Source organism: Leisingera sp. M527 (genome assembly GCF_025141525.1).
Lineage (GTDB): Bacteria > Pseudomonadota > Alphaproteobacteria > Rhodobacterales > Rhodobacteraceae > Leisingera.
The window spans coordinates 1,486,516-1,510,757 of the sequence record NZ_CP081037.1; the positions used below are offsets into that span (position 1 = coordinate 1,486,516).

A 24,242-nucleotide genomic window follows, 5' to 3' on the forward strand; every position below is an offset into this window, starting at 1 on the left:
ATTCCGATGAGCGCGCGAAAATACTGCGAATCTCCGGCGGCGCAAGGTGTTTTTTAGGGCAGCTTTGCCGCCGGTTCCAGATGCAATTTCCGCAAGCGCGGAAATTCCGGCTTAGTCCTCATCTTTCAGCAGCCCGCGCAGCGCGCCAAGACCGGCAAAGGGGCGGGCATCTTCGTCGCGCATCGGCGCTGTGCCGGGCTTGGTATAGACCGCTTCGCCCAGCTCAGCGCCGTCTTTGCGCGGATAGACGGGGATATGCAGCGCCAGGGCCTCGGCCATCACGGCGCCCGGATCAATATGGCTGCCAAGCGGTTCGGTGCTGTCATCTTCGGGCATTTCCGCCTCGTCTTCGTCCGGAATCTCCATGCGGGACAGGTAGGTGAGGCGGACGGTCTCCTCAATCCGCGTGGTCACCGGCTCAAGCGTGACCACGCAATCCTGCACTACGGTTGCCCCCAAAGATCCGGTCAGCTGCCAGTCGCGTTTGCCAAGCGCCTTGATCTCGCCGGTGAAGCGCAGCTTACGCAGGGTGTTCACCCTCAGCTCAGCCGCCAATGCGGCCAGATCTGCTTTATCCGGGATAATTTCAAAGGCGGTCGGGGCGTTTTGCGGCAGATCCGCCACCCGCAGTGCGGTGCTGTCAGACATAATCGGGGACTTTCGTTTCTTGAACCGGAAGCGGTCATTAGGTAATCGGGTTCAAAGACGTATTCAAGCCGCGCATTGCGGCATAAGGCCGGGGGGCAGTCATGGTTGCTAAGGCATTTCACTTTAAGTCCGTTATTCGCGGGGCGGTTTTTGCCGCGGCGGGGCTGGCACTGGCGGCCTGTTCGTCGGTTTACCGCAAGCACGGGTATGTGCCCACGCCGGACCAGCTGGCCGAAGTGGTGCCGGGGATCGACACCCGGGATTCGGTGGCCGAAAGCGTCGGCATCCCGTCCTCGACCGGGGTGCTGAACGACAGCGGTTATTATTACGTCGCGACCCGGTTCCGCCACTATGGCGCCGCAGCCCCGAAACCGGTGGCGCGCGATCTGGTTGCGATCAGCTTTGACACCGCCGGGGTGGTGCAGGGGATTGAGCGGTTCAGCCTGGAAGACGGCAAAGTGGTGCCGTTGGAACGCCGTGTGACCAGTTCCAGCGTGCAGGACAACACGTTCCTGCGCCAGCTGTTGGGCAGCCTGGGCAACTTCGGTCCCGATCAGTTCCTGCAGGACCAGTAAGGCTGGGGGCTGCCGGTCCAGCGGGCTTCACCGGGCTGTCACAGCGCTTATGTTAAGGGCTGAGCCGGAGAAGGGGGAGGCCGTGATGGCAGCGGAGCAGGGCGTGCTTTTGCACAAGGGATGTTACCGCGCCCGCCTGGCGGCGGGGCCGGCCGATGTGGCAGCGGCGCAGGCGCTGCGCGCGCTGTGTTTTTGTACCGGCGGCACCGATTGCGACGCTTATGATGCGGCCTGCGCGCATGTGCTGGTGGAGGAGGTGCGGACCGGTGCTCTGGTCTGCTGCTTCCGGCTGCTGGTGCTGGAAAGCGGAGCGGACTTGCCGCGCAGCTATTCGGCGCAGTTCTATGATTTGCAGGGATTGCAGGCGTTCCAGGGCCGAATGGCGGAGCTGGGCCGGTTTTGCGTCCATCCGGATCAGCAGGATGCAGATATTCTGCGCGTTGCCTGGGGCGCGGTGACCGTCTTTGTCGATGCCCGGGGTGTGCAAATGCTGTTTGGCTGCTCGTCCTTTGCCGGTAACTCTACGGCAGAATATCTGGACGCTTTTGCGCTGCTGAAGCACCGGCATCTGGCACCGCTTTGCTGGCGGCCGCAGGTGAAGGCGCCGGATGTGTTCCGATTTGCTGCGAGGCTGCGGCGGAAGCCGGATGCGAAAAAGGCGCTGCTGCATATGCCGCCGTTGCTGCGGACCTATCTGCTGATGGGTGGCTGGGTCAGCGATCATGCGGTGGTCGATGCCTGTATGAACACGCTGCATGTGTTCACCGGGCTGGAGATCAGGGCCATTCCGGCTGCCCGCAAGCGGCTGCTCAGGGCGGTGGCCGGGTGAATTTGAGTATTTTTGAAAAGATGAAGAAGCGGCGTTGACGCGATTCTGCCGCCGGGGTAGCTGGCTGGCATGGCACGTATTCCTCTTTTGCAGATGTCCGGTATTTCCCTCACCTTTGGGGGCGATCCGGTTTTTTCCGATCTCGATCTGGTGGTTCAGCCCGGCGACCGCGTTGCCCTGGTTGGCCGCAACGGGTCGGGGAAATCCACGCTGATGAAGGTGATGGCGGGGATTGTTGAGGCGGATAAGGGCGCGATTGTGGTGCCGCCGGGTAAATCGGTGGGCTACATGGAGCAGGATCCGCAGATGACGGGTTTTGCAACCTTGGGCGATTTTGCCGCCAGCGCGCTGGATCCCGGTGAGATGTACAAGGTGGAGCGCGCGGGCGAAGGGTTGAAGTTCGATCCGGCGCGTCCCGTTGAAACCGCATCCGGCGGTGAACGGCGCCGGGCAGCGCTGGCCAAGCTGATGGCCGAGGCGCCGGATCTGATGCTGCTGGACGAGCCGACCAACCACCTGGATATCGAGGCGATCACCTGGCTGGAGAACGAGCTGAAGGCGACCCGCGCGGGTTTTGTGCTGATCAGCCACGACCGGGCGTTTTTGCGGGCGCTGACGAAGGCGACGCTGTGGGTGGACCGCGGTGAGGTGCGCCGGCAGGAAAAGGGGTTTGAGGCGTTTGAAGCCTGGCGTGACAAGCTGTGGGAGGAAGAAGACCAGCAGCGGCACAAGCTGAACCGGCTGATCAAATCCGAAAGCCGCTGGGCGGTGGAGGGGATTTCCGCCCGCCGCAAGCGCAACATGGGCCGGGTGCGGGCGCTGCAGGATCTGAAATCCGAACGCAGCAGCCAGATCAAGCGCCAGGGCGCGGCTGAGATGGCGTTGGATTCGGGGCCGAAATCGGGCCGCAAAGTGATTGAGGCCGAGGGGCTGGGCAAGGCCTTTGGCGGCAAGCAGATCGTGCAGGAATTCTCGCTGAAGGTGCAGCGCGGCGACCGGGTGGCTTTTGTCGGACCCAATGGCGCAGGCAAGACCACGCTGTTGAAGATGCTGCTGGGGCTGGAACAGCCGGATACGGGGGCGGTGAAGCTGGGCACCAATCTGGAGCTGGCGCTGTTTGATCAGACGCGGGATCAATTGGATGGCAATGCGACGCTGTGGGAGAATCTGACCGCGGATCCCCTGCTGGGGGTTTCCGGCAAGGCGGATCAGGTGATGGTGCGCGGGCAGCCGAAACATGTAGTGGGCTATCTGAAGGAGTTTCTGTTTGATGAAGCCCAGGCACGTGCCCCGGTGCGGTCCTTGTCGGGCGGCGAGAAGGCGCGGCTGCTGTTGGCGCGGCTGATGGCGCGGTCCTCGAATCTGCTGGTTTTGGACGAACCGACCAACGACCTGGATGTGGAGACGCTGGACCTCTTGCAGGAGCTGCTCGATAACTACGACGGCACCGTGCTGCTGGTGAGCCACGACCGGGATTTTCTGGACCGGGTGGCGACCACCACCATTGCGATGGAAGGCGACGGCAAGGCCACGGCATACGCCGGCGGATGGAGCGACTACCTGGCGCAGCGCGGGCCGCTGGAGGTTGCGGACAAGTCTGAGAAGGTGAAGATTGCGAAGCCGAAGCCCAAGCAGGAAAGCCAGCCCAAGGACGGGCTGAGCTTTAAGGAAAAGCACCGGCTGGAGGCGCTGCCGGGAGAGATTGAGCGGCTGGAAGCGGAGATTGGCAAACTGCAGGAATTGATGGCGGATCCAGCGCTGTTCACCCGCGAGCCGGTCAAGTTCAAGAAAGCGACCGAGGCGCTGGTGGAGCGGCAGGAAAAGCTGGCGGCGGCTGAGGAAGAATGGCTGCTGCTGGAAGAAAAAGCCGAGGGCTGAGACCACTGTTTCAGTTAGGACAGTAAGGCTGACCAAATGTTTCGCACGCGAAACATTTGGTCAAAGATCCTGCCATAATACTTTGGAATTCATCAGGAAATATGAAGCGCGGGTTAAGGCGGCGGGCGCTGCTTTAACCGTCTGACGACCGGCTTGATTACAGGCGCCGGGGGCGGGCGGGGTTGCCTGTCACCGTTTCGCCTGCAGCCACATCCCTGGTCACTACTGCCCCGGCACCGACGATGGCGCCATCGCCGATGGTGACGCCCGGCAGGAGGATTGCACCGCCGCCGATCCAGACGTCCGTGCCCAGGGTAACGGGGCGGGCGATCTCCAGCCCTTGCGCCCGCAATGCCCTGTCCTTGTGGTGCTGGGCGCAGTAGATCTGCACATTCGGCCCCAGCATGGCGCCGTCGCCGATGATAACCGGCGCGGTGTCCAGAATGGTGCAGCCGGCGTTCAGATAGACGTTGCAGCCCAGGGTGATGTTGATGCCATAGGCGCAATGAAACGGCGCCTCAACCAGGCAGTTTTCGCCGTGGGCCGCAAAGAGCGCGGCCAGCGGAGGGCTGAGGTTTTCTGACGAATCCGGAAGTGCAGCGTTGTGCTGGTGCACCGCAATCCGGGCCTGATGGCGCAACGCCGAGAGTTCGCCGTCCAGGCAACAGTACCATTCGCCTGCCTGCATTTTCTGCCGTTCGGTCTTGCTCATCGAAGCCTCCTGACCGGCGAGTGAAGATCGGGAGGCTGGGATTGTCAAATGTCGGGGTGGCTCCCGCGCCCGCAGGTGTTTGGCTGCGCCAAGCACCTTTGTGCGGCCTTGGGCCAGGCATTGCTGCGCAATGCAGAAGTTTTTGCTGAGATGCGCTTCAGGGGCAAGTTTGCCCTGAAGGCGCGATTTCGAGTGTTTGACCTGCTGAGGCCGCGTCAAGGGTGAACGGCGCAAGCGCCGCCGCTTGCGCGGCCCTTAACCCGGCCTCAGCAGCTGGGCGTCAGCGCATGCGCAGCGCGCCGTCGATGCGGATGACTTCTCCGTTGAGGTAGCCCATCTCGACGATGAAGCCTGCAAGGCGGCCGTATTCGCGCGGGTCGCCCAGGCGGGCGGGGTTCGGAACGTCGGCGGCCAGCTGCTGCTGCACTTCCTCTGGCAGGCCTGCCAGCATCGGGGTCATGAAGATGCCGGGCGCGATGGTCATCACCCGGATGCCGGAGGAGGCCAGATCACGTGCCATCGGCAGGCACATGCCCGCGACCCCGCCCTTGGAGGCGGCATAGGCGGCCTGGCCCTTTTGGCCGTCAAAGGCTGCGATGGATGCTGTGTTGATGATCACGCCGCGGGCGCCGTCAGCGTCAGGAGTGTTCTTGGCGATTTCCACAGCAGCGAGGCGCGCCACGTTGAAGGTGCCGACCAGATTGATGTCGATGGTGCGCTTGTAGGCGTCCAGCGGATGCGCGCCGTCCTTGCCGACGGTCTTGGCACCGATGGCGATGCCGGCGCAGTTCACACAAGCGGTGATCTTGCCCATCTTCCCGGCCGCGTGGGCGATGGCGGCGGAGACTGATTCTTCGCTGGTGACGTCGGTTTGGGCGAAATGCCCGCCGATCTCTTGCGCCACCATGGCGCCGCGGTCGGCGTCGCGGTCCAGGATAGTGACCTGGGCGCCTTGGTCGGCAAAGTAGCGGGCGGTGGCCTCGCCCAGGCCCGAGGCGGCGCCGGTGACAATGGCAGCGGTGTCTGCAAGTTTCATGAACGGGGCTCCTCCCGGTTATCTGAACGTGTGTTCATATAATGGAGGCGGCCTGCATCTGTCCAGCGGGACGGGACGTCGCGGAGCGGTCAGGCGCCCATTTGCTGCCGGTCCAGCAGCGCCAGGGGACGTAAGAGGCGGCCCAACGGCGGCCAAAGGCCCCAGGTTCCGCCCAGGCGGTGCGCCTTGGCGCCGGTGCCGAGTTTGAACCGGGCAAGCCCAGCGGCGCGGCTTGTGTCGATCAGGCCAAGGTCGAGGCGGCAGATGCCCTTGGTGGCAAGCCAGCATGCGGCCTCCCACATCAGCAGGGGATGGGCGCTGAGCTGTTTGCCGCGCGCGGTGGTATGGGCGATGTGGTAGGTGGCGCTGCTGCCATGGGTGAGGATCAGGATGGCGGCGACCGGGTCTTTGCCCTCGAATGCCTGGAACAGTTTGGCCTGGCCCTTGTTTTCACGCGCATAGGCAAGGGTGAGGGCGATGGGCCAGCTGCGGTAGCCGCGGGCGGATTGCTGTTTGGCATCGGCTGCAAACAGCCAGTGGCGCGGGTCGTGCGGCAGGTTCTGGCGGGTGAGTCGCAGGCCCTGGGATTCGCCGTGGTTCAACCGGTTGCGCCATTTCTGGTGCAGGGCTTCGCGGCGCTGCTCCGGATCTTCGGTCAGATCCCAAAGCGCAGCATGCGCAGGGGTGACAAGCGGTACTGCACCAAGGCGGGCGAGCTGCGGGGCCGGTGTTTCCGGCGACAGGATCAGAGGGGTGCGGCCCAGGCCGCGCCTGCGCAAGGCTGGCATCAGGGGGGCGGGGTTGCTCAGATCCGCCCGGTTCACCATCGCCAGGCGCAGCCCGCCGGGCAGGCGGCGGTGCAGGACCAGCAGGTTCTGTGCGTCTTCCAGTATCAGCGGGTCCTGTCCGCAGGCCATCAGCGCACGGGCAAACTCCGGCGATTGCTGGAGCGCGCGGAGCTGCGGGCGGGTGGTTGCCGCTGCGGGCATATCGGGATCGGGGGCGCTGTCGAACATGGGGCCATTAACGCGCTGGAAACCTAAATCATGGTTAACTTTCCGCATGAAGCAAACAAAACTGATCATGGGGCAGGCGGCTGCCGCCCCGCGGATGACCAAGGCAGCGGCACTGCTGATTGCCATCGGGCTGTCGGTGCCGGTGTTTCTGGGGCTGACGCTGCTGGAAGCGCTGGCATTCTAGGCAGGAATTACTGCTGAGAGGCGTTTAAGGGCAGGTTTGCCCTCAAGGCGCCTGTTTGAGTTTACCCTGGCCATCCCCGCCTCAAGGGTAAACCGTGCTGCGCACGGCGGCTGCGCCGTCCTTGACCCGGCGCTGGCCTGTATTGGCGTGTGTCTCAAAGGAAGCGCGACCGCGCCGCGCGGCTGCGCGGCGCTATGCCCAACCATGACGGCCCATCTAGGATGGGGCCGGAATGGGCGGGAGGGCTTGCTGCAAAAGAAAGCTGCAAAAGAGAAAGGGGAGCGCGGCGGCTCCCCTTTACTGTGTTACTTCCGGCCTGTTCAGCCGTCCAGCCGCACCAGCGCGTGGCGCTTTTTGCCGGCGCTCAGTTTGATTGGCGAGGACAGCGCGCCTGCGTCGATCATCAGGCCGGCATCGGTCAGCGGCTGGTCGTCGATTTTGGCACCGTTCTCGGAAATCAGCCGTTTGGCGTCCTTGCCGGATTTGGCGAGGCCGGATTTCACGATCAGCTGCACAATGGAAATCCCGTCACCCAGATCCGCCGGAGTGAGCGACAGGGTCGGGAGGTCGTCGCCCACTCCGCCCTTCTCAAACACTTCGCGGGCGGTGGCTTCGGCCGCAGCGGCGGCCCCGGCACCGTGCAGCAGCGTGGTCACCTCATTCGCCAGGATCACCTTGGCGGCGTTGACCTCGGACCCTGCCAGCGCGCCCAGGCGCTCGCACTCATCAACCGGCAGCTCGGTATAAAGCTTCAGGAAGCGGCCCACGTCGGCGTCGGTGGTGTTGCGCCAGAATTGCCAGAACTCGTATGGGCTGCGCATTTCGGCATTCAGCCAGACCGCGCCGTCTTGCGATTTGCCCATCTTCTTGCCGTCCGATGTGGTCAGCAGCGGCGAGGTGAGGCCATAGACCTCATGCTCGATGGTGCGGCGGGTGAGGTCGATACCATTGACGATATTGCCCCATTGATCAGAGCCGCCCATCTGCAGGATGCAGCCGTAGCGGTTGTTAAGCTCCATGAAGTCATAGGCCTGCAGGATCATGTAGTTGAATTCGAGGAACGACAGAGATTGCTCGCGGTCGAGGCGCGATTTCACGCTTTCAAACGCCAGCATCCGGTTCACCGAGAAGTGGCGGCCGATGTCGCGCAGGAATTCCAGATAGTTCAGACCGTCCAGCCATTCGGCGTTGTTCAGCATCAGCGCCTTGTTCGGCGCATCGCTGTCATAGTCGATGTAGGCTGAGAACACCTTTTTGATGCCCGCGATATTGTCGTCGATCTGCGCCTCGGTCAGCAACGGGCGTTCATCGGCGCGAAAAGAGGGGTCACCCACCTTGGTGGTGCCGCCGCCCATCAGGGTGATCGGCTGGTGGCCGGTCTTCTGGAACCAGCGCAGCATCATGATCTGGATCAGCGAGCCGACATGCAATGACTTCGCAGTCGCATCAAAGCCGATATAGGCCGGGCGCACACCGCTGATCAGGGCGTCATCCAGCCCCTGATAATCGGTGCAGTCCGCGAGGAACCCGCGTTCCATCATGACTGCGACGAAATCCGATTTCGGTGTGTAGGTCATAACATGCCTCGGTCTATGAATTTGCACCATGCCCTATAAATCGCATTGATGCCGGTTGGAACCTGTTTTCCCGGCAATTTAAGCGTTGTAGAGTCAGGCGCAAGCGGGCGGAACGGCCCGGAGCCATAAGGACGGGGGTAGGCCATGAGCAGGGCCATAGCAAAAACAGGCCCGGTGCGGGCGCTGGGAGCGATGAGCGGCACATCGCTGGACGGGGTGGATGCCGCCGTGGTGGTGACCGATGGCGCGTGCATTCACGGATTTGGCGAGAGCAGTTACCGCGAGTACACCGAAGCCGAGCGCAGCGTGCTGCGGGCGGGGCTGGGCAAATGGACCGGGCCGGAGGTTGAAGCGGCTGCCGGGGTTTGCGATGCGGCCCATGCGGCGGCGCTGGCAGAGTTCGAGGACGTGGAGATCATCGGCTTTCACGGCCAGACCCTGGCCCATGCGCCGCGGCTGCAGGGTACGCTGCAGGTGGGCGATGGGGCGGCTCTGGCCGAACGTCTTGGCAAGCCGGTGGTCTGGGATTTCCGCTCTGACGATGTGTCGATGGGCGGAGAGGGCGCGCCGCTGGCGCCGTTCTTTCACTTTGCCTGCGCCAAATACATCGGCGCCGAACGGCCGCTGTGTTTCCTGAACCTGGGCGGGGTTGGCAATCTTACCTATGTGGATCCGCGGTTTGAGCGGGCCGAGGAACCCGGCGCGCTGCTGGCGTTTGACACCGGCCCGGCCAATGCGCCGGTCAATGATCTGGTGCAGGAGCGGCTGGGCATTCCCTGGGACGCCGATGGCAAGGTGGCGCGCTCCGGCACCGTGGAGACCGGTGCTTTGGAGCTGTTTCTGGCCGAGCCTTACTTTGCAAGAATGCCGCCCAAGTCACTGGATAGGAACGATTTTGACGAGATGGTCGGGTTGGTGAAGGAGTTGAATGACTCGGACGCCGCGGCGACCTTGATCGCCATGTGCGCAGCCTCGGTGGCGCAGGGGATGGAGCATTGCCCGGAGCCGCCGGAGGTGGTGCTGGTCACTGGCGGCGGGCGGCGCAACCCGGTGCTGATGCAGATGCTGCGGGTGTCGCTGGACTGTGCGGTGAAACCTGTCGAGGACGCAGGCCTGGACGGCGACATGCTGGAGGCGCAGGCCTTTGCCCATCTGGCGGTGCGGGTGGCGCGGGGGATGGCGACATCCTGCCCCGGCACCACTGGTGTGCGCGCCTGCGTCGGCGGCGGGGTGGTGAGCGTGCCGGGGGCGTAAGATAGAGACGCGGGGACAAGAAACTTCGAAGTTTCTTGTCAAATTTCTTTGAAGAAATTTGTGCGGCCTTTGACGGCCGGTCAGTGGGAAATCTGCCGGAGGTAGTCTGATGTGAACTCCGCATACCCGCCCGAAGCCGACTTCAGGTGCGCCTGTGTGATGGCATGGAAAGCGGGCAGCTGGTAGAAAGGCACATTCGGAAAAGCATGATGCTCGGCATGATAAGGCATGTTCCAGGCCAGTAAGCGTACCAACCGGTTGGTGAAGGTGGTGCGGGAGTTCTCCAGCATGTTGGCAACTGGCGGGCAGAGCCCGTGTTCTGCCAACAGATAGGCGCGCAGGAACGGCTGGCCGATCAGCAGCGGCACAAGCCACAACCGCAAAACCAGTGGTGACACCAGCAGGGTCAGCAGGGCGGCTGTGTAGACGATTAACAGCACCCGCGCCTCCAGCCGCATGTGGGCGTGGCGGCGTTCCGGCAGGTACGGCGCATCAATGGTGCCAAAGGCGTTGCGCCAGAGGGTCCCCGCCATACCGCGCCAATAGCCCCAGCCGCTGAGGTATTTCAGCCATTGGGGAAGGGTCTCCGGGCGCGGTCCTTGTTCCAGCTCGGGGTCGCGTTCGGGGTCGTTGGTGAACTTGTGATGCGCCAGGTGAAAGTAGCGGAACCAAACAAAAGGCAGCGCCATGGCCAGGGCGCAGACATGGCCTGCGGCCTCGTTCAGCCACTTGCTGCGGAACGGGGTCTGGTGGGTGCATTCGTGGCTGAGGGTGAACAGGAAGACCAGCAGCACCCCCTGCGGCAGCAGCAGAAGCGGCCAGAAGGGCACTTGCAGCACAAGGCCCGTGGTGCAGACAGCCAATGCGGCAAGGTACAGCGCAAGATGCTGCAGTCCCGCAGCATCGGAACGGGTGGTCAAGGACGCTTTGGTCTCCGGCGGCAGCGACTTGATAAGGGTGGTGTGGTCCATAGGTGCAGGCATATGGACAGTTTTGTCCAGTCTTCTGATTCGCTGCAAGAGACGGGGTCAGCCACGCGGGATGTCAAAGCCAGGCGCAGCAAGTTCGAATCCTTCGAACTGGAACCCGGGCGAGACGGTGCAGCTTACCAATGTGCAGTCCCCGGTTGTGCGGGCCGCCTGCCAGTGACCTTTGGGCACGATCTGCTGCGGCGCGCCTTTGGTCAGATCAGGGGTCAGTATGTGGTCTTGTGCCGGGCCTTCCCTTGTCTCCGCCACCGACAGCACTAGCGGTGCGCCGGCGTGGAAAAGCCAGATCTCCGTTGCATCGACCCGGTGCCAATGGCTGTTTTCGCCGTCCTTTAAAAGAAAGTAAATACAGGTGCCTGCGGGGCGGCCTTCATTCCCGGCCCGCCAGGTTTCCCGGTACCATCCGCCCTCGGGGTGCCGCTGCAAGCCCAAATGTTCGATGATCTGATCTGCCGTCACTGCAGGCTCTCCCTTTTGGCGCTGGTAAATCTGTATACCAAGCATATGTTTGGGCTATGGCATTCACGTTCCCCTTTGATAACACATATGCTGCCCTGCCGGGGCAGTTCTACTCCAAACTGGCGCCGCAGGCGGTGAAGACGCCGAGGCTGATTGCCTTCAACGAGGATCTGGCCCGGGTGATGGGCATAAGCCCGGGTGAGGCGGCAGAGATGGCGGCGGTCTTTGGTGGCAACAAAGTGCCGGAGGGGGCGGACCCGCTGGCGCAGCTTTATTCCGGGCACCAGTTCGGCACTTATAATCCGCAGCTTGGAGATGGGCGGGCAATCCTGCTGGGCGAGACGGTGGGAACCGACGGTAAGCGCCGGGATATCCAGCTGAAAGGCTCCGGGCGCACGCCCTATTCCCGCAGCGGCGATGGCCGTGCCTGGCTGGGCCCGGTGCTGCGGGAATTTGTGGTGAGCGAGGCGATGCATGCGCTTGGCATCCCAACCACGCGCGCGCTGGCGGCGGTTGAGACGGGCGAGACTGTCTGGCGCGAGGGCGGTTTGCCCGGTGCGGTGCTGACCCGGGTGGCCTCCAGCCATTTGCGGGTGGGGACGTTTCAGATCTTCGCGGCGCGCGGCGACAAACACAGCCTTCGGCAGCTTACGGACTATGCGATTGCCCGTCATTACCCAACTGCGGATGGTCCCATGGGCCTGCTGCGTGCGGTGCGCGATGCGCAGGCCAAGCTGATTGCGGCCTGGATGGGCGTGGGCTTTATCCACGGGGTGATGAATACTGACAATTCCGCGATCTCGGGCGAGACAATCGATTATGGCCCTTGCGCCTTCATGGATGCCTACCATCCGCACACCGTGTTCTCGTCAATCGACCGCGGGCGGCGTTATGCCTATGCCAACCAGCCCAATATTGCAGTGTGGAACCTGGCGCAGCTGGCCACCGCGCTGATCCAGCAGCTGGACGACCCGCAGGCAAGCGTCGAAGAGGCGACCGAAATCGTTCATGCGATGCCGCAGCTGACCGAGGACGCCTGGCTGACCCGGTTCCGGGACAAACTGGGGATCACCTCGGCGCAGGAAAATGATCTTGAGCTGGTCACGGGCCTGTTGGAGCGGATGGCGGAAAACCAAAGCGATTTCACCAACAGTTTCAGGGCGCTGGCGGCGGGCACGGCGCGCGATCAATTCACCGATCCGGCGGCATATGACAGCTGGGCCGAAGGCTGGCAGGCGCGGCTGGCGGATGAGCCGGACCCGCAAGCGGTGATGCGGGCCGCCAACCCGGCCTTCATCCCGCGCAACCACCGCATCGAAGAGATGATCGCGGGCGCCGTGGCGGGAGACTATGCGCTGTTTCACCGGCTGAACGCAGTTCTGGCCAGCCCTTATGCGGACCAGCCGGAACACACAGACCTGCAGCGCCCGCCAGCGCCGGAGGAAGTGGTGCAGGCGACTTTCTGCGGAACCTGATCTGCTTCTTTCTGGTTTCAAATACTCCCGGGGGTGAATTGAGCCGCAGGCTCAAGAGGGGGCGGGCAGCCCCCGGCCACGCCTGCGGCGGGATGACGGTTGTGTTTCAGATGTGTCCTGCGCCAAACTCCGGACAAGCCTGGAGGCACCGGATGCCCAATCAACCGCCGCAGGATACGCTGCGGGTTGCCACATACAATATTCAGAAATGTATCGGCCTGGACTTGCGCCGCCGGCCTGAGCGCATCTTGCAGGTGATCGCCGGACTGGCTGCGGACGTGGTGGTGCTGCAGGAGGCCGACAAGCGCCTGCCGCCGCGGCCCGCGGCGCTGCCGCATTTTCTGGTCGCGGAAACCGGCTGGCAGGCGGCGGACCTGGGCGGCGCGGGATCCCTGGGCTGGCACGGCAATGCGGTGCTGTTCCGGAATGGCGCGCAGTTGCAGGCCAAAGGCCATATCGTTTTGCCGGGGCTGGAGCCGCGCGGCGCGGTCTGGGTTCAGCTGAAGACGGTTTTGGGGCCGGTGCGGGTGATTGGCGCGCATCTGGGGCTGACGGGACGGGCGCGGCGTGAACAGATGCGTGCCTTGGCCCATGCGGCAAAGCGCGAGGACAGCGCGGTGGTGCTGGCGGGGGATTTCAATGAGTGGTCGCGGGGGGCGGTGCTGGAGCATATCACTCCGGCGCTGACTTTCCTGCCGCCCAAGGCGAGCTTTCCGGCGCTGCGGCCCCTGGGGGCACTGGATCGGATTGCGTATTGCAAGCGGTTGAAAGCCGTTGCGCATGGGGTGCATGGGGCACGGCCTGCGCATATTGCCTCGGACCATTTGCCGGTCTGGGCGGATTTGCAGGCGGTGTGAAGCGGGAGCGCTCCCGCGCCCGCAGGTGCGTCAGGCTGTGCCTGAAGCCCCTTGGCGGCCTTGGGCCGGGCGTTGCTGCGCAACGCAAGGAGGGGGCGGATGTTTGCAGCCGGAACTGTCCCCCGGACAGTTTCCTGCAGGTTTCTGCTGCAGGGAACTGCTTCAGGGGCAGAGTTTGCCCCTGAAGATGGCTGTTTGAGTGTGGCGGATGCTTTGCTGTTCCGGGGCAAGGATGAACAGCGCTGACGCGCTGCGGCAGTACCGTCCTTGACCCGGAGCTGCGCGGGCAGGCTTAGCGCGCGCGCTGTTTTTGGCCGCCGCGCTGGCCGTTGCTTGCGCCCTGGGGCTTGCCTTGGCCACCCGAGCCACCGCCGCCGCGGCGGCGCTGGCCGCCGGGTTTGCCGCCGCCGAAACCGCCGCCGCCGCGGCGTGCGCCAGGACGGCCGCCGGGTTTACCAGCCGCCGCCGGATCCGGCAAAGCCTCCCAGGCGCGGCCCGAGGCGACAGGGATGGTGGTTTTCATCACCTTCTGGATCGCCTTCAGTTCTTCCATTTCATCCGGCGAGCAAAATGCAATCGCAGCGCCATCCTTGCCTGCGCGCGCGGTGCGGCCAATGCGGTGCACATAGGCGTCCGGCACATTGGGCAGCTCGTAGTTGTAGACGTGTTTCACGTCCGGGATGTCCAACCCGCGGGCGGCCACATCGGTGGCGACCAGAACCTTGATGTCGCCGGACTTAAAGGCGGCAAGGGCGCGCTCGCGCTGGCCCTGGGATTTGTTGCCGTGAATAGCCGCGGCGGCAAAGCCTGCTTTGTCCAGCACTTTCATCAGCTTTTCCATGCCGTGTTTGGTGCGGCCGAAGACCAGTGCGCGCTCGTCCTTGTGGTCGGCAAGCAGCTCTTTCAGCAGGCTTAGCTTTTCCGCCTTGGCGATGAAATGCACCGACTGGGTGACCTTGTCGGCGGCTTTGCCCGGAGGCGAGACTTCGATGCGGACCGGGCTTTGCAAGTAGGAGTTGGCGATCTCGTTCATCTGCTTGGGCATGGTGGCCGAGAACAGCATGGTCTGGCGTTCGGCCGGCAGCAGGGCCGCGATCTTGCGCAGGGTGTGGATAAAGCCGAGGTCGAGCATCTGGTCGGCCTCGTCCAGCACCAGGAAGTCGCAGGAACCCAGATCCAGCGCGCCGCGGTCGAGGATGTCGATAAGGCGGCCAGGAGTGGCGACCAGGATGTCGGTGCCCTTGGCAATGCGGGAGATCTGCGGGTTGATGGACACGCCGCCGACAACCAGGCCGACCTTCATCGGGGTGTTTTCGGTCAGGCCCTTAAGGGTCGCGGCGATCTGGTTGGCCAATTCGCGGGTCGGCGCCAGCACCAGGCCGCGAACGGTGTTGGCGGCGGGCTTGCGGCCGTATTGCATCATCTGCGCAATCAGCGGCACGCCAAAGGCGGCGGTCTTGCCGGTGCCGGTCTGGGCCAGGCCCAGCACGTCCTGACCGTTCAAGGCATGCGGAATAGCGCGGGCCTGGATCGGGGTGGGATCATTGAGGCCCAGGTCCTGGAGCCGGGTGAGGAGCTTTTCAGGAAGCCCCATGGTCGAAAATTCAGTCACGTATCGTCCTTTCACAGCCCTGCGTCAGCACGGGCCGGATCCGCTGCAAAACAGCGGTTTCTTGCGGGGCAGGGACCTCGGGCGCGCGCTGGCCGGATGCCAGGCCGCTGGCCTCTGCAATCCCCACGCGTGATTTTGGGAATGTCGGCATATCACTTGACCCCGGGTGTCTTGTCACGCACATGCGGTGCGGCCGGTTTTGGTCTCTGCTCACGCGGCAGGGAGGGATGCCTGGGCGTCAAATGGCTGTGGATAAGCGCATTGTCAACCGTTGATGCCGGCGAAAAGCCTGTTTTCGGCGCAGATTGCATCCGCTAAAGAGGAAAGCCAGAAAACCGCGAGGACCTTCGATGCCAAAGCCGATTATCGCCCGTTGCGAAGCCAAGGGGCTGCGCATGACCGGCCAGCGCCGGGTGATTGCCCAGGTGCTGCAGGACAGCGGCGATCACCCGGATGTAGAGGAGCTGTATGCCCGCGCCAGTGCGATGGATGCGGCGATCTCTATTGCGACCGTCTATCGCACGGTGAAGCTGTTCGAGGAGGCGGGCATTCTGGAGCGGCTGGAGTTCGGCGACGGGCGCGCGCGTTATGAAGATGCCGAGCGGGATCACCACGACCATCTGATCGATATGAACACCGGCGAGGTGATTGAGTTCTGCGACCCCGAGATCGAGGAGCTGCAGGAGCGGATCGCCCGCAAGCTGGGCTATGAGCTGCGCGGGCATAAGCTGGAGCTGTACGGGGTGCCGCGCAAGGCGGAGTAGCACCTGTCCGGCCCCCATTGTTTTCTGCAGAATTCCGGTTGCGCCGGTAGTCTTGGCCGCACGGCGCATCACGGAAATTGATATGTGTGCTCACGTCTTGTCATGATACCGGGTCGGAAACGGAGTTGCCTGCGCCGGGGCGCTGATGTTCTTTGCCCGGATGGCCCGGCGCACTGCCGGACCGGGATACAGGACGCGCGCTTATGAACAACCTGCATGGTATTCTGCTGGTCATTGCTTCGATGGGTTTTTTCACGCTTGAAGACATGTTCATCAAGAGTCTGTCGGGCACCCTGCCGGTGGGCCAGATCCTGATATTCCTGGGGCTGGGCAGCGGGCTTGTCTTTGCCGTCATGGCCAAGATGCAAGGGCACCGGCTGATGGCGGCGCGGGCCTGGCGCAAAAAACCGGTGATGCGGGCTGCCATGGAAGCGGTGTCGGCTATGGGGTTTGCCTCGGCTTTGGCGCTGGTGGATATCTCGACCGTGGCCGCGGTGTTTCAGGCAACGCCTTTGGTGATCACCATGGGCGCGGCGCTGTTTCTGAAAGAGGACGTGGGCTGGCGGCGCTGGCTGGCGATCTGCGTGGGCTTTACTGGTGTTCTGCTGATTATCCGGCCCGGATTGGACGGGTTTGAACCGGCCGCACTGCTGGTTGTGGTGGCAGTGCTGGGGGTCGCGGCGCGCGATCTGATGACCCGCACAATGGACGCCGGGGTGCCATCAACAGTATTGAGTTTTCAGGCGTTTATGGCAGTCATCCCGGCTGGCGCTCTGCTGCTGATTTTCACGCCGGGCGATGCGCAGGCGCTGGCGGGTAGCGAGTGGATGATGATGGCCGGCGGTGTGCTGTTCGGGGTGCTGGGCTATTACGGCATCGTGACGGCGATGCGGGTTGGCGATGCCTCGGCGGTGACGCCGTTCCGCTATACAAGGCTGCTGTTTTCGATCCTTGCAGGCGTTATTGTCTTTGGCGAGCGCCCCGATACGCTGACCCTGGCAGGGTCGGCGCTGATTATCGCATCCGGTCTTTATACCTTTGTCCGGGAGCAGCGGCTGGCCCGGCGGGCGCGGCGCGCGGCTGCTGCTGCTGCTGCGGCCTGAGGTCTCAGGCCGGCAGCACGGCGTGCAATTGTTCAACCCTGTTGGCGCAAACAGCGCAATGTTAGCCCTAAACCGCCGCTTTTACGCGTGTTAGCGATAACGTGACCGGTTTACATTTCCGTCGCGGCTGGTATGACGCTGGCAACAGAACGCGCCGCTTTCAGGCCAAACCAAGGATGGACAGATGAGCACCATTATCGACATTCACGCCCGTGAGATTCTCGACAGCCGGGGCAACCCGACGGTTGAGGTCGACGTGATCCTGGAAGACGGCACCATGGGCCGTGCTGCAGTGCCCTCGGGTGCCTCGACCGGCGCCTATGAGGCGGTGGAAAAACGCGACGGCGACAAATCCCGTTACATGGGCAAGGGTGTGCTGGAAGCGGTTGCGGCAGTGAACGGCGAGATCGCTGAAGAGCTGGTCGGCTTTGACGCCTGTGAGCAGGTCGCCGTGGACATGGCGATGATTGAGCTGGACGGCACCGAGAACAAAGCCCGCCTGGGCGCCAACGCGATCCTGGGCGTGTCGATGGCGGTGGCCAAGGCGGCAGCCGATTTCACCACCCAGCCGCTGTACCGCTATATCGGCGGCACCTCGGCGCGGGTGCTGCCGGTGCCGATGATGAATATCATCAACGGCGGCGAGCATGCCGACAACCCGATCGACATTCAGGAATTCATGATCATGCCGGTGGCTGCGGAGAACATCCGCGACGCGGTGCGCATGGGGTCCGAAGTGTTTCACACCCTGAAGAAAGAGCTGTCAGCGGCGGGCCTTTCGACCGGGATCGGCGACGAGGGCGGCTTTGCCCCCAACATCGCCTCTACCCGCGAAGCGCTGGATTTTGTTCTGAAATCCATCGAAAAGGCGGGTTACAAGCCGGGCGAGGAAATCCACCTGGCGCTCGATTGTGCAGCGACCGAGTACTACAAGGATGGCAAATACGTGCTGTCCGGCGAGGGCAAGACCCTGTCGTCGGAGGAAAACGTGGCCTATCTGGCGGCGCTGGTGAACGACTATCCGATCATCTCGATCGAGGACGGAATGGGCGAAGATGACTGGGACGGCTGGAAGGCCCTGACCCAGGAGATCGGCGATAAGGTGCAGCTGGTGGGCGACGATCTGTTCGTGACCAACCCGGCGCGCCTGGCCGAGGGCATCGAGCGCGGCTGCGCCAACTCGATGCTGGTGAAAGTGAACCAGATCGGCACCCTGACTGAGACCCTGAAAGCGGTCGATATGGCCCACCGCGCGCGCTACACCAACGTGATGTCGCACCGCTCGGGCGAGACCGAGGACGCGACCATCGCCGACCTGGCGGTTGCCACCAACTGCGGCCAGATCAAGACCGGCTCGCTGGCGCGCTCTGACCGGCTCGCCAAGTACAACCAGCTGATCCGCATCGAGGAAATGCTGGGTGAAGTGGCCGAATACGCAGGCCGTTCGATCCTGAAGCGCTGATTTCTGCTGCTTGATCATTGTTTGCGCTCCGGCAAGGCCGGAGCGCAGCTGCCCCCGGTTCCCAATGGCCGGGGGTTTTCTTTGAAGACTACAGGATCTGCAGATGAAACTTCCTGTCCTCGCAGCGCTGTTTACGCTGACCTTTGCCGCGGCAGCCGCTGCCGCCCCCGGTGCTGAGGAAACCTGCAAGGCCCTTGCCGCGCGCACCCAGGGGGAAGGGCCAAGCATGAACCTGTGCACCTGCACCTACAAGCTGGCCGATGAAGTCATGGACGACGATATCAAGGCGCTGCTGTTTCAGTCCTGGAACGACGGGATCGACCGTCAGGAAGAGGCGGATGCCCTTAGACCGCGCGGGCGCGCCAGCAAGCAGTTCAGGAAACTGGAACGGGCAGTCAGAAAGAAATGCGCTCCGTTTTGAGGAACATGCGGTGACGGATCAAATGAAGGAACCCTGCCTGGAAAACCGTTTCCAGGACCGCCACGCGGACCTGCTGCTGAGGTCTTTTGCGCAAGCGACAGGCCGCGATTTACTGGACAGCGTGAATGCCGAAACGTTGTACCGTGCGCCGTTTGCGGTGCTGTCGCACAACACTGCCGCCGACCCGGTCCTGACCTATGGCAATCTGGCGGCGCAGAGCTTGTGGGAAATGGGCTGGGAGCAGCTGACAGCCATGCCGTCGCGGCTGACGGCGGAGCCGGCCCATCGGGGCCAGCGGGACGCGATGTTCGCTGAGATGCGCGCAAAGGGCTTTATCAGCAATTACACAGGCGTGCGGATCAGTGCGCTGGGGCGGCGGTTCGAGATCCACAATGCCATCATCTGGCCCTTGCTGGGGGCGGATGGGGGTAAACTGGGTGAGGCGGCGACATTCCGCGATTTTGCTTTTCTCTAGCTCCGCCCGCAGGCAGGGCAGGATGCAGAAGGTGATCGTAAAACAGGGCCCGCGGTTGTGTGGCCCGGTTCACAGACGGGCTTTCACGGACATGTTACCTTAGTCTTACGCGGTCCGGGTGTTACCGCGGGAGAGGAGAGACCAGCATGCCAAATCAAGGTTTTCGCAAATTGGCAATTCCAGCGGGTCTTTCAGTACTGCCAGGGTGCAGCAGCCCGGAATACTCCCCGCTTGGCGGGGACGCCGCTGCACCGCCGGATCCGGTCAGAAGTATGAGTGCAACGGCCGGTTTCATGAACCATCCGGGAATTTAGGACCGGATGGCTGGCGCTCTGGCCGGGGGGCAGAGCGTCAGAACCAAGGGGTGAGCGGCGGCACATCTTAGTCCGCCGCGGTGCATGAGGTTCCATCACCGCGCGAACTGGCACATTGTTTTGCCTGGCTGTTTTGAATTGCCACCGTGCCTGCCGCAGCTCCAACTGCCATTTCGGCAGCGATAGAACAGGCTCTTTGGGGGGAGAGCTGGCCAAAAGGCGCAGCATGACAGCTGTGCCTTTTGGCTTACATCTCCTTGGTCATCAGTATGTAGCTGTCGCGCGGCTTAAACCGGGTGCGCAGATAGAGCCGCTGGGCGGTCTCGTTTTCGCGGTCGACCTCCAGATGCAGGGCACGCAATCCAGCCGTGGCCAGGGTTTTCGGCAGTTCGGTCAGCACCTCGGTGGCAATGCCGCGGCCGCGCACGGCGGGGCGGATGTACAGCTCATCCACAAAGCCGTCCATGCCGCCGAATTCCACCGACCAGCCAAAGGTGACGACGATGTAACCGATCGGCGCGCGAGTCGGGCCGATCAGGTAGACCGCGCCGTAAGGATGCCCGTTCAGCAGCGGCTCAACCCCGGCACGGCGGTGGTCTTCGGTGGTGCCTAGACCGGATTCTGCGTGGAAGGCGGCAACCAGAGACAGCACCCGGTCCAGGTGTTCAGGTTTGGCTAGATGCAGGGCGGCGCTCATAGTCGGGCGAGCCTTTCGGTCAGGAGTTTGAAGAAACCGTCCGCATCAGCGTCGCCGATGAACAGGGCGTTGGGTTTTCGGCCGGTGACGCCCCACCAATCGGCGACGGTCATGCCAAGGGTGAGTTCGGAGCTGGTCTCGATCTCGACGTTCACATGACGGCCGGAGAACAGGCCGGGCTGCAACAGCCAGGCGATGACGCAGGGGTCATGCAGCGGGCCGCCGTCTGAGCCGTATTTTTCCACATCAAAGCGTTCGAAGAAATCGAGCATGTCTGCAGTGAAATGGCCGACGCGGGTGTCCAGCGCGCGGATCGCCGCGGTGCGGGGTTTGGTGGCCAGCACCTTATGCGTCACATCCAGCGGCATCACGGTGATCGGCGCGCCGGATCTGAACAGGATTTCAGCGGCTTCCGGGTCGACGTATATGTTGAATTCAGCCGCCGGGGTTATGTTGCCGACCTCGAAATAGGCGCCGCCCATCATCACCACTTCCTGCACCCGTTCGATGATGTCGGGCGCCCGGTTGAAGGCGGCGGCAATGTTAGTGAGCGGCCCCAGCGTGCAGAGGGTGACAGTGCCCGCAGGTTCCCGGCGCAGGGTGTCGATTATGAAATCGACGCCGTGCCCTGTGGCCAGCGGTATGTCCGGCTCCCACAGCTTTGGCCCGTCGAGGCCGGTTTGGCCGTGCACATGTTCGGCGGTGATCAGCGGCCGGCAAAGCGGCGCTTTGCTGCCGGCATAGACCGGCACATGCGTCTTGCCTGCAGCTTCGCAGACAATTCGGGCGTTCTTGCTGGTCAGCGCAAGCGGCACATTGCCTGCGACGCAGGTGATGCCAATCAGATCCAGATCTTCGGGGCTGGCCAGCGCCAGCAGGATGGCCACTGCATCATCCTGTCCCGGATCGGTGTCGATGATGATTTTTCTCGGTGCCATGGCACTCTCCGCTGGTGGTGAGCCATGAGACTACGCGCAGTTTTGCCGGGATTGAACCGCTGCCGCACCGGCCTTGCAATTTTCCGGGCATTTTCTGCGACGGAAGTTTGCTGCTGCGGCGTTTGCTTTCTATGGTGGCTTGACGCAGCGTCAGTCGGGGCGGGATGGTCCCGGATGCGCAGCGGTTTTTTGAAGCCCGGAGACGGGCGGTATTGGTTCTGCGGTGTTTTGCCGGAAGACATATTTTTGATTTTCATGAGGAATAAGAAACATGAGCAATGATCCCAAAGTTGTCGGCGACATCCTGAAGGACAAGAAAATGACCGCTTCTTACATGGATTACTGCAAGCGGCGTTACTGTCTGAATGAGTTCATGTTCACGCAGAACAAAGGCAATCCGGAATCGCTGTGGGTCCGCTACATGGATCAGAAAAAGGGCAAGGAGCCGGTCAATATCACATCGAAGACCTACAATGCGGCCAAGGTGCTGGCGGAAAAGGGAGACTTTAAGAGCGGCGATTGGAAGAAGATCATCGAGACCGGCAAGAAAGAAGTCGTCCTGATGCTGAACAAGGATGTGATGGGCTTCACCGGTAGCGATGAATACAAGAAATATGTCGCCGAAAACCGGATGGGCGACCCCAAAAAGGCGGCCAAGCTGCTGGGCATCACCGATGTAAAAAAGCTGAAGGATGTAATGGTCAATATCGCAGTTGGCGACAAGAAGACCGGCGAGAAGCTGTGGAAAGATCTGATGAAGAAGGAAAAGATCATCCAGGACTTCAAAACCATCATGGCCAACCTGAAAAAGGCTGGCCTGGCCTGATGCCTTTGGCTGCCCGGCGGCTGCGCCGCCGGGATTTGAGTATTTGGAGAAAGATGAATGAAAGATGCGCGCTCAGGCGCGTTCATCTGCCTTGACCGCGTCCCAGAGGGCGTCCATTTCGGCCAGATCGCTGTCTTCGGGGCGTTTGCCGCGGGCGGCGAGTTTGGCCTCGACGCCTTCGAACCGGCGGGTGAATTTGGCGTTGGCGGCGCGCAGGGCGGCTTCGGGTTCAACCCCCAGATGGCGGCCCAGATTGGCCATCACAAACATCAGATCGCCGAATTCTTCTTCGACTTCGGTCTGGGTGAGGGTGTCGCGGGCCTCGACCAGTTCGGCGCATTCCTCGGTGATCTTGGCGATGACATTGTCGGCAGAGGGCCAGTCAAAGCCGACGCGCGCGGCACGTTTTTGCAGCTTGTAGGCGCGCAAGAGGGCGGGCAGGCCAACGGCGACACCGTCCAATGTGCCGGTTTCGGCCTTGTCTGCGCGTTCTGCTGCCTTAATCGCTTCCCAGTCGCGGGTTTGCTGGTCAGCTGATTTCTCGCGGCTCTCATCCCCGAACACATGCGGGTGGCGCGAGACCATCTTGTCCGACATGGTCCGGACCACGTCCTGGAAGGTGAAATGGCCCGCCTCCTGCGCCATCTGGGCGTGGAAGACGGATTGGAACAGCAGGTCACCCAGTTCTCCCTTCAGTTCATCCCAGGCTCCGCGGTCGATGGCGTCGGCAACTTCATACGCTTCTTCAATGGTATAGGGGGCGATGCTGGCAAAATTCTGTTCGATGTCCCAGGGGCAGCCGGTTTTGGGGTCGCGCAGGCGCGCCATGATTTCAAGCAGGCGTTCGATGCCAGCGGTCTCATCGTGAATCAGGTCTGTTTGGGGCATTGCGGCGGCTCTTGTTCCAGTGTCTGATGCATCAATCCCGAGTCTGCTGCAGGAGTCCACCCCAATGCCCGTTGTGAACCGTATTGCCGATTACGCCGAGGAGATGAAGGCCTGGCGGCGGCGTCTGCATCAGATTCCCGAGCTGGCGCTGGACCTGCCCAAGACCGCTGCCTTTGTGGCGGAGCGGTTGCGGGAAATCGGGGTTGATGAGCTGCATGAGGGCATCGCGCAGACCGGCATGGTGGCGATCATCAACGGGCGTGGGGATGGTCCGACCATCGGCTTGCGGGCTGATATGGACGCATTGCCGATCCCGGAGGAGACCGGGGTTGATTACGCCTCGGGTCATGCGGGCAATATGCATGCCTGCGGCCATGACGGGCATACCGCCATGCTGCTGGGGGCGGCGAAATACTTGGCGGAGACGCGTAACTTCAAGGGCCGGGCGGCGCTGATCTTTCAACCCGCCGAGGAGGCAATTGGCGGCGCGCGCATCATGGTCGAAGAAGGCATCATGGAGCGGTTTGAGATTGGCGAGGTCTATGCGCTGCACAATGCGCCGGGGCTGCCGGCTGGGCATTTTCTGACCACGCCCGGGGCGCTGATGGCGGCGGTGGATACGTTTCACATTCACATTCAGGGGCAGGGCGGCCATGGCGCGATGCCGCATGAAACCCGTGATCCGGTGATGGCGGCCTGCGGTATGGCGCAGGCGATCCAGACAATCGTGTCGCGGAACCATCACACGCTGGAGGATCTGGTGGTCTCGGTTACTCAGATCCATACCGGCACTGTCGATAATGTGATTCCGGATACCGCCTATATCAACGGCACCGTACGCACCTTTAACCCGGAGGTGCAGCAGATGGTGATGCGGCGGATGAAGGAAATCGTGGCAGGGCAGGCAGTCAGTTACGGCGTTGAGGCCGAACTGGACTATGAGATCGGTTATCCGGCCACATTCAACGATGCGGAGAAAACCGCATTTGCCGTGGACGTTGCCAAGGAGATCGCGGGCGAGGGCAATGTGGTGCCTGATGGCGGCCGCGAGATGGGGGCAGAGGATTTTTCCTATATGCTGCAAGCGCGGCCCGGCTCCTATCTGTTCCTGGGGCAGGGTGAAAGCGCCGGGCTGCATCACCCGAAGTATGATTTTAACGACCAGATTGCGCCGGTTGGAGCGTCGTTCTTTGCCCGCCTGGTGGAGCGGGCGCAGCCGGTGGGCGGGTAAGGGCCTGCGCAGATGACAGGGG

The 24,242-nt window shown here is 62.7% G+C and carries 25 protein-coding genes; 14 read left to right on the plus strand and 11 right to left on the minus strand.

Annotation, left to right across the window (positions count from 1 at the left end; all coding sequences use genetic code 11):
• Positions 1 to 111 precede the first annotated feature (111 nt).
• A complete protein-coding gene (locus tag K3555_RS07450; protein WP_260007989.1) occupies positions 112 to 648 on the minus strand; it encodes a DUF177 domain-containing protein in 537 nt (178 codons plus the stop codon).
• Positions 649 to 749: 101 nt separating this feature from the next.
• On the opposite strand from K3555_RS07450, the gene K3555_RS07455 reads away from it, so the two are divergent.
• The 3 genes from K3555_RS07455 to K3555_RS07465 all read left to right on the plus strand — a co-directional run bounded on the left by K3555_RS07455 (position 750) and on the right by K3555_RS07465 (position 3,930).
• Positions 750 to 1,223 (plus strand): outer membrane protein assembly factor BamE, encoded by a 474-nt coding sequence (locus tag K3555_RS07455; RefSeq protein ID WP_259998478.1) that lies wholly within the window; start codon positions 750 to 752, stop codon positions 1,221 to 1,223.
• A gap of 85 nt (positions 1,224 to 1,308) precedes the next feature.
• Positions 1,309 to 2,052, plus strand: coding sequence for a GNAT family N-acetyltransferase (locus K3555_RS07460; protein WP_260007990.1), 744 nt, complete (start codon positions 1,309 to 1,311; stop codon positions 2,050 to 2,052).
• 93 nt (positions 2,053 to 2,145) lie between these two features.
• Positions 2,146 to 3,930 (plus strand): ABC-F family ATP-binding cassette domain-containing protein, encoded by a 1,785-nt coding sequence (locus K3555_RS07465; RefSeq protein ID WP_259999571.1) that lies wholly within the window; start codon positions 2,146 to 2,148, stop codon positions 3,928 to 3,930.
• Between the two features lie 157 nt (positions 3,931 to 4,087).
• Here the strand turns inward: K3555_RS07465 and K3555_RS07470 are convergent, their stop codons facing one another.
• The 3 genes from K3555_RS07470 to K3555_RS07480 all read right to left on the minus strand — a co-directional run bounded on the left by K3555_RS07470 (position 4,088) and on the right by K3555_RS07480 (position 6,694).
• Positions 4,088 to 4,642 carry a sugar O-acetyltransferase gene (locus tag K3555_RS07470; RefSeq protein WP_260007991.1) on the minus strand — a complete coding sequence of 185 codons (555 nt, stop codon included), beginning with the start codon at positions 4,640 to 4,642 and terminating at the stop codon, positions 4,088 to 4,090.
• A gap of 280 nt (positions 4,643 to 4,922) precedes the next feature.
• On the minus strand, positions 4,923 to 5,678 hold the full coding sequence (locus K3555_RS07475) for an SDR family NAD(P)-dependent oxidoreductase (protein WP_260007992.1): 756 nt from the start codon (positions 5,676 to 5,678) through the stop codon (positions 4,923 to 4,925).
• Between the two features lie 89 nt (positions 5,679 to 5,767).
• Positions 5,768 to 6,694 (minus strand): GNAT family N-acetyltransferase, encoded by a 927-nt coding sequence (locus K3555_RS07480; protein WP_259998485.1) that lies wholly within the window; start codon positions 6,692 to 6,694, stop codon positions 5,768 to 5,770.
• A 46-nt stretch (positions 6,695 to 6,740) separates the two neighbouring features.
• On the opposite strand from K3555_RS07480, the gene K3555_RS07485 reads away from it, so the two are divergent.
• Positions 6,741 to 6,878, plus strand: a complete 138-nt coding sequence (locus K3555_RS07485) for a hypothetical protein (protein WP_260007993.1) — start codon at positions 6,741 to 6,743, stop codon at positions 6,876 to 6,878.
• A gap of 320 nt (positions 6,879 to 7,198) precedes the next feature.
• On the opposite strand, the gene tyrS is transcribed toward K3555_RS07485, so the two are convergent.
• Positions 7,199 to 8,455, minus strand: coding sequence for a tyrosine--tRNA ligase (gene tyrS, locus K3555_RS07490; protein WP_260007994.1), 1,257 nt, complete (start codon positions 8,453 to 8,455; stop codon positions 7,199 to 7,201).
• A gap of 144 nt (positions 8,456 to 8,599) precedes the next feature.
• On the opposite strand from tyrS, the gene K3555_RS07495 reads away from it, so the two are divergent.
• The gene (locus tag K3555_RS07495) at positions 8,600 to 9,709 is read left to right on the plus strand and encodes an anhydro-N-acetylmuramic acid kinase (protein WP_260007995.1); all 1,110 of its coding nucleotides are present in this window, start codon (positions 8,600 to 8,602) and stop codon (positions 9,707 to 9,709) included.
• Positions 9,710 to 9,789: 80 nt separating this feature from the next.
• Here the strand turns inward: K3555_RS07495 and K3555_RS07500 are convergent, their stop codons facing one another.
• Both K3555_RS07500 and K3555_RS07505 read right to left on the minus strand, forming a co-directional pair.
• A complete protein-coding gene (locus K3555_RS07500; RefSeq protein WP_260007996.1) occupies positions 9,790 to 10,692 on the minus strand; it encodes a fatty acid desaturase in 903 nt (300 codons plus the stop codon).
• A gap of 45 nt (positions 10,693 to 10,737) precedes the next feature.
• On the minus strand, positions 10,738 to 11,157 hold the full coding sequence (locus K3555_RS07505) for a cupin domain-containing protein (RefSeq protein WP_260007997.1): 420 nt from the start codon (positions 11,155 to 11,157) through the stop codon (positions 10,738 to 10,740).
• A 56-nt stretch (positions 11,158 to 11,213) separates the two neighbouring features.
• Between K3555_RS07505 and K3555_RS07510 the strand changes: the two genes are divergently transcribed.
• Both K3555_RS07510 and K3555_RS07515 read left to right on the plus strand, forming a co-directional pair.
• Positions 11,214 to 12,632, plus strand: a complete 1,419-nt coding sequence (locus tag K3555_RS07510) for a YdiU family protein (RefSeq protein WP_260007998.1) — start codon at positions 11,214 to 11,216, stop codon at positions 12,630 to 12,632.
• A 152-nt stretch (positions 12,633 to 12,784) separates the two neighbouring features.
• A complete protein-coding gene (locus K3555_RS07515) occupies positions 12,785 to 13,489 on the plus strand; it encodes an endonuclease/exonuclease/phosphatase family protein (RefSeq protein WP_259991585.1) in 705 nt (234 codons plus the stop codon).
• Positions 13,490 to 13,781: 292 nt separating this feature from the next.
• On the opposite strand, the gene K3555_RS07520 is transcribed toward K3555_RS07515, so the two are convergent.
• Complete coding sequence (locus K3555_RS07520; RefSeq protein ID WP_237454670.1) at positions 13,782 to 15,101, minus strand: DEAD/DEAH box helicase; 1,320 nt, start codon at positions 15,099 to 15,101, stop codon at positions 13,782 to 13,784.
• 350 nt (positions 15,102 to 15,451) lie between these two features.
• On the opposite strand from K3555_RS07520, the gene K3555_RS07525 reads away from it, so the two are divergent.
• The 5 genes from K3555_RS07525 to K3555_RS07545 all read left to right on the plus strand — a co-directional run bounded on the left by K3555_RS07525 (position 15,452) and on the right by K3555_RS07545 (position 19,326).
• On the plus strand, positions 15,452 to 15,865 hold the full coding sequence (locus K3555_RS07525; protein ID WP_129371195.1) for a Fur family transcriptional regulator: 414 nt from the start codon (positions 15,452 to 15,454) through the stop codon (positions 15,863 to 15,865).
• A 203-nt stretch (positions 15,866 to 16,068) separates the two neighbouring features.
• The gene (locus tag K3555_RS07530; RefSeq protein WP_260007999.1) at positions 16,069 to 16,968 is read left to right on the plus strand and encodes a DMT family transporter; all 900 of its coding nucleotides are present in this window, start codon (positions 16,069 to 16,071) and stop codon (positions 16,966 to 16,968) included.
• A 184-nt stretch (positions 16,969 to 17,152) separates the two neighbouring features.
• Complete coding sequence (gene eno / locus K3555_RS07535) at positions 17,153 to 18,430, plus strand: phosphopyruvate hydratase (protein ID WP_259991592.1); 1,278 nt, start codon at positions 17,153 to 17,155, stop codon at positions 18,428 to 18,430.
• A 103-nt stretch (positions 18,431 to 18,533) separates the two neighbouring features.
• Positions 18,534 to 18,851, plus strand: a complete 318-nt coding sequence (locus K3555_RS07540; RefSeq protein WP_260008000.1) for a hypothetical protein — start codon at positions 18,534 to 18,536, stop codon at positions 18,849 to 18,851.
• 10 nt (positions 18,852 to 18,861) lie between these two features.
• Positions 18,862 to 19,326 carry an MEKHLA domain-containing protein gene (locus K3555_RS07545; RefSeq protein ID WP_260008001.1) on the plus strand — a complete coding sequence of 155 codons (465 nt, stop codon included), beginning with the start codon at positions 18,862 to 18,864 and terminating at the stop codon, positions 19,324 to 19,326.
• A gap of 561 nt (positions 19,327 to 19,887) precedes the next feature.
• On the opposite strand, the gene K3555_RS07550 is transcribed toward K3555_RS07545, so the two are convergent.
• The gene (locus K3555_RS07550) at positions 19,888 to 20,337 is read right to left on the minus strand and encodes an N-acetyltransferase (protein ID WP_260008002.1); all 450 of its coding nucleotides are present in this window, start codon (positions 20,335 to 20,337) and stop codon (positions 19,888 to 19,890) included.
• Complete coding sequence (locus K3555_RS07555; protein WP_260008003.1) at positions 20,334 to 21,275, minus strand: nucleoside hydrolase; 942 nt, start codon at positions 21,273 to 21,275, stop codon at positions 20,334 to 20,336. Before K3555_RS07555 ends, K3555_RS07550 begins: the two co-directional genes overlap by 4 nt.
• A 271-nt stretch (positions 21,276 to 21,546) precedes the next feature.
• Between K3555_RS07555 and K3555_RS07560 the strand changes: the two genes are divergently transcribed.
• Positions 21,547 to 22,101, plus strand: a complete 555-nt coding sequence (locus K3555_RS07560; protein WP_260008004.1) for a hypothetical protein — start codon at positions 21,547 to 21,549, stop codon at positions 22,099 to 22,101.
• Positions 22,102 to 22,173: 72 nt separating this feature from the next.
• Here K3555_RS07560 and mazG read toward each other — a convergent pair whose 3' ends face one another.
• Positions 22,174 to 22,989, minus strand: coding sequence for a nucleoside triphosphate pyrophosphohydrolase (mazG, locus tag K3555_RS07565; protein ID WP_260008005.1), 816 nt, complete (start codon positions 22,987 to 22,989; stop codon positions 22,174 to 22,176).
• A 64-nt stretch (positions 22,990 to 23,053) separates the two neighbouring features.
• Here mazG and K3555_RS07570 point away from each other — a divergent pair, with 64 nt between their 5' ends.
• A complete protein-coding gene (locus K3555_RS07570) occupies positions 23,054 to 24,220 on the plus strand; it encodes a M20 aminoacylase family protein (RefSeq protein ID WP_260008007.1) in 1,167 nt (388 codons plus the stop codon).
• Positions 24,221 to 24,242 lie beyond the last annotated feature (22 nt).

Bases quoted from the DNA above. Each gene is read 5' to 3' on its own strand.
- K3555_RS07560 (WP_260008004.1), top strand. From the start codon at position 21,547: ATGAGCAATGATCCCAAAGTTGTCGGCGACATCCTGAAGGACAAGAAA.
- K3555_RS07500 (WP_260007996.1), bottom strand. From the start codon at position 10,692: ATGCCTGCACCTATGGACCACACCACCCTTATCAAGTCGCTGCCGCCG.
- K3555_RS07480 (WP_259998485.1), bottom strand. From the start codon at position 6,694: ATGTTCGACAGCGCCCCCGATCCCGATATGCCCGCAGCGGCAACCACC.
- mazG (WP_260008005.1), bottom strand. From the start codon at position 22,989: ATGCCCCAAACAGACCTGATTCACGATGAGACCGCTGGCATCGAACGC.
- K3555_RS07460 (WP_260007990.1), top strand. From the start codon at position 1,309: ATGGCAGCGGAGCAGGGCGTGCTTTTGCACAAGGGATGTTACCGCGCC.
- K3555_RS07530 (WP_260007999.1), top strand. From the start codon at position 16,069: ATGAACAACCTGCATGGTATTCTGCTGGTCATTGCTTCGATGGGTTTT.
- K3555_RS07450 (WP_260007989.1), bottom strand. From the start codon at position 648: ATGTCTGACAGCACCGCACTGCGGGTGGCGGATCTGCCGCAAAACGCC.
- K3555_RS07510 (WP_260007998.1), top strand. From the start codon at position 11,214: ATGGCATTCACGTTCCCCTTTGATAACACATATGCTGCCCTGCCGGGG.
- K3555_RS07515 (WP_259991585.1), top strand. From the start codon at position 12,785: ATGCCCAATCAACCGCCGCAGGATACGCTGCGGGTTGCCACATACAAT.
- K3555_RS07465 (WP_259999571.1), top strand. From the start codon at position 2,146: ATGTCCGGTATTTCCCTCACCTTTGGGGGCGATCCGGTTTTTTCCGAT.
- K3555_RS07455 (WP_259998478.1), top strand. From the start codon at position 750: ATGGTTGCTAAGGCATTTCACTTTAAGTCCGTTATTCGCGGGGCGGTT.
- K3555_RS07470 (WP_260007991.1), bottom strand. From the start codon at position 4,642: ATGAGCAAGACCGAACGGCAGAAAATGCAGGCAGGCGAATGGTACTGT.
- K3555_RS07525 (WP_129371195.1), top strand. From the start codon at position 15,452: ATGCCAAAGCCGATTATCGCCCGTTGCGAAGCCAAGGGGCTGCGCATG.
- K3555_RS07555 (WP_260008003.1), bottom strand. From the start codon at position 21,275: ATGGCACCGAGAAAAATCATCATCGACACCGATCCGGGACAGGATGAT.
- eno (WP_259991592.1), top strand. From the start codon at position 17,153: ATGAGCACCATTATCGACATTCACGCCCGTGAGATTCTCGACAGCCGG.
- tyrS (WP_260007994.1), bottom strand. From the start codon at position 8,455: ATGACCTACACACCGAAATCGGATTTCGTCGCAGTCATGATGGAACGC.
- K3555_RS07570 (WP_260008007.1), top strand. From the start codon at position 23,054: ATGCCCGTTGTGAACCGTATTGCCGATTACGCCGAGGAGATGAAGGCC.
- K3555_RS07540 (WP_260008000.1), top strand. From the start codon at position 18,534: ATGAAACTTCCTGTCCTCGCAGCGCTGTTTACGCTGACCTTTGCCGCG.
- K3555_RS07485 (WP_260007993.1), top strand. From the start codon at position 6,741: ATGAAGCAAACAAAACTGATCATGGGGCAGGCGGCTGCCGCCCCGCGG.
- K3555_RS07550 (WP_260008002.1), bottom strand. From the start codon at position 20,337: ATGAGCGCCGCCCTGCATCTAGCCAAACCTGAACACCTGGACCGGGTG.
- K3555_RS07495 (WP_260007995.1), top strand. From the start codon at position 8,600: ATGAGCAGGGCCATAGCAAAAACAGGCCCGGTGCGGGCGCTGGGAGCG.
- K3555_RS07475 (WP_260007992.1), bottom strand. From the start codon at position 5,678: ATGAAACTTGCAGACACCGCTGCCATTGTCACCGGCGCCGCCTCGGGC.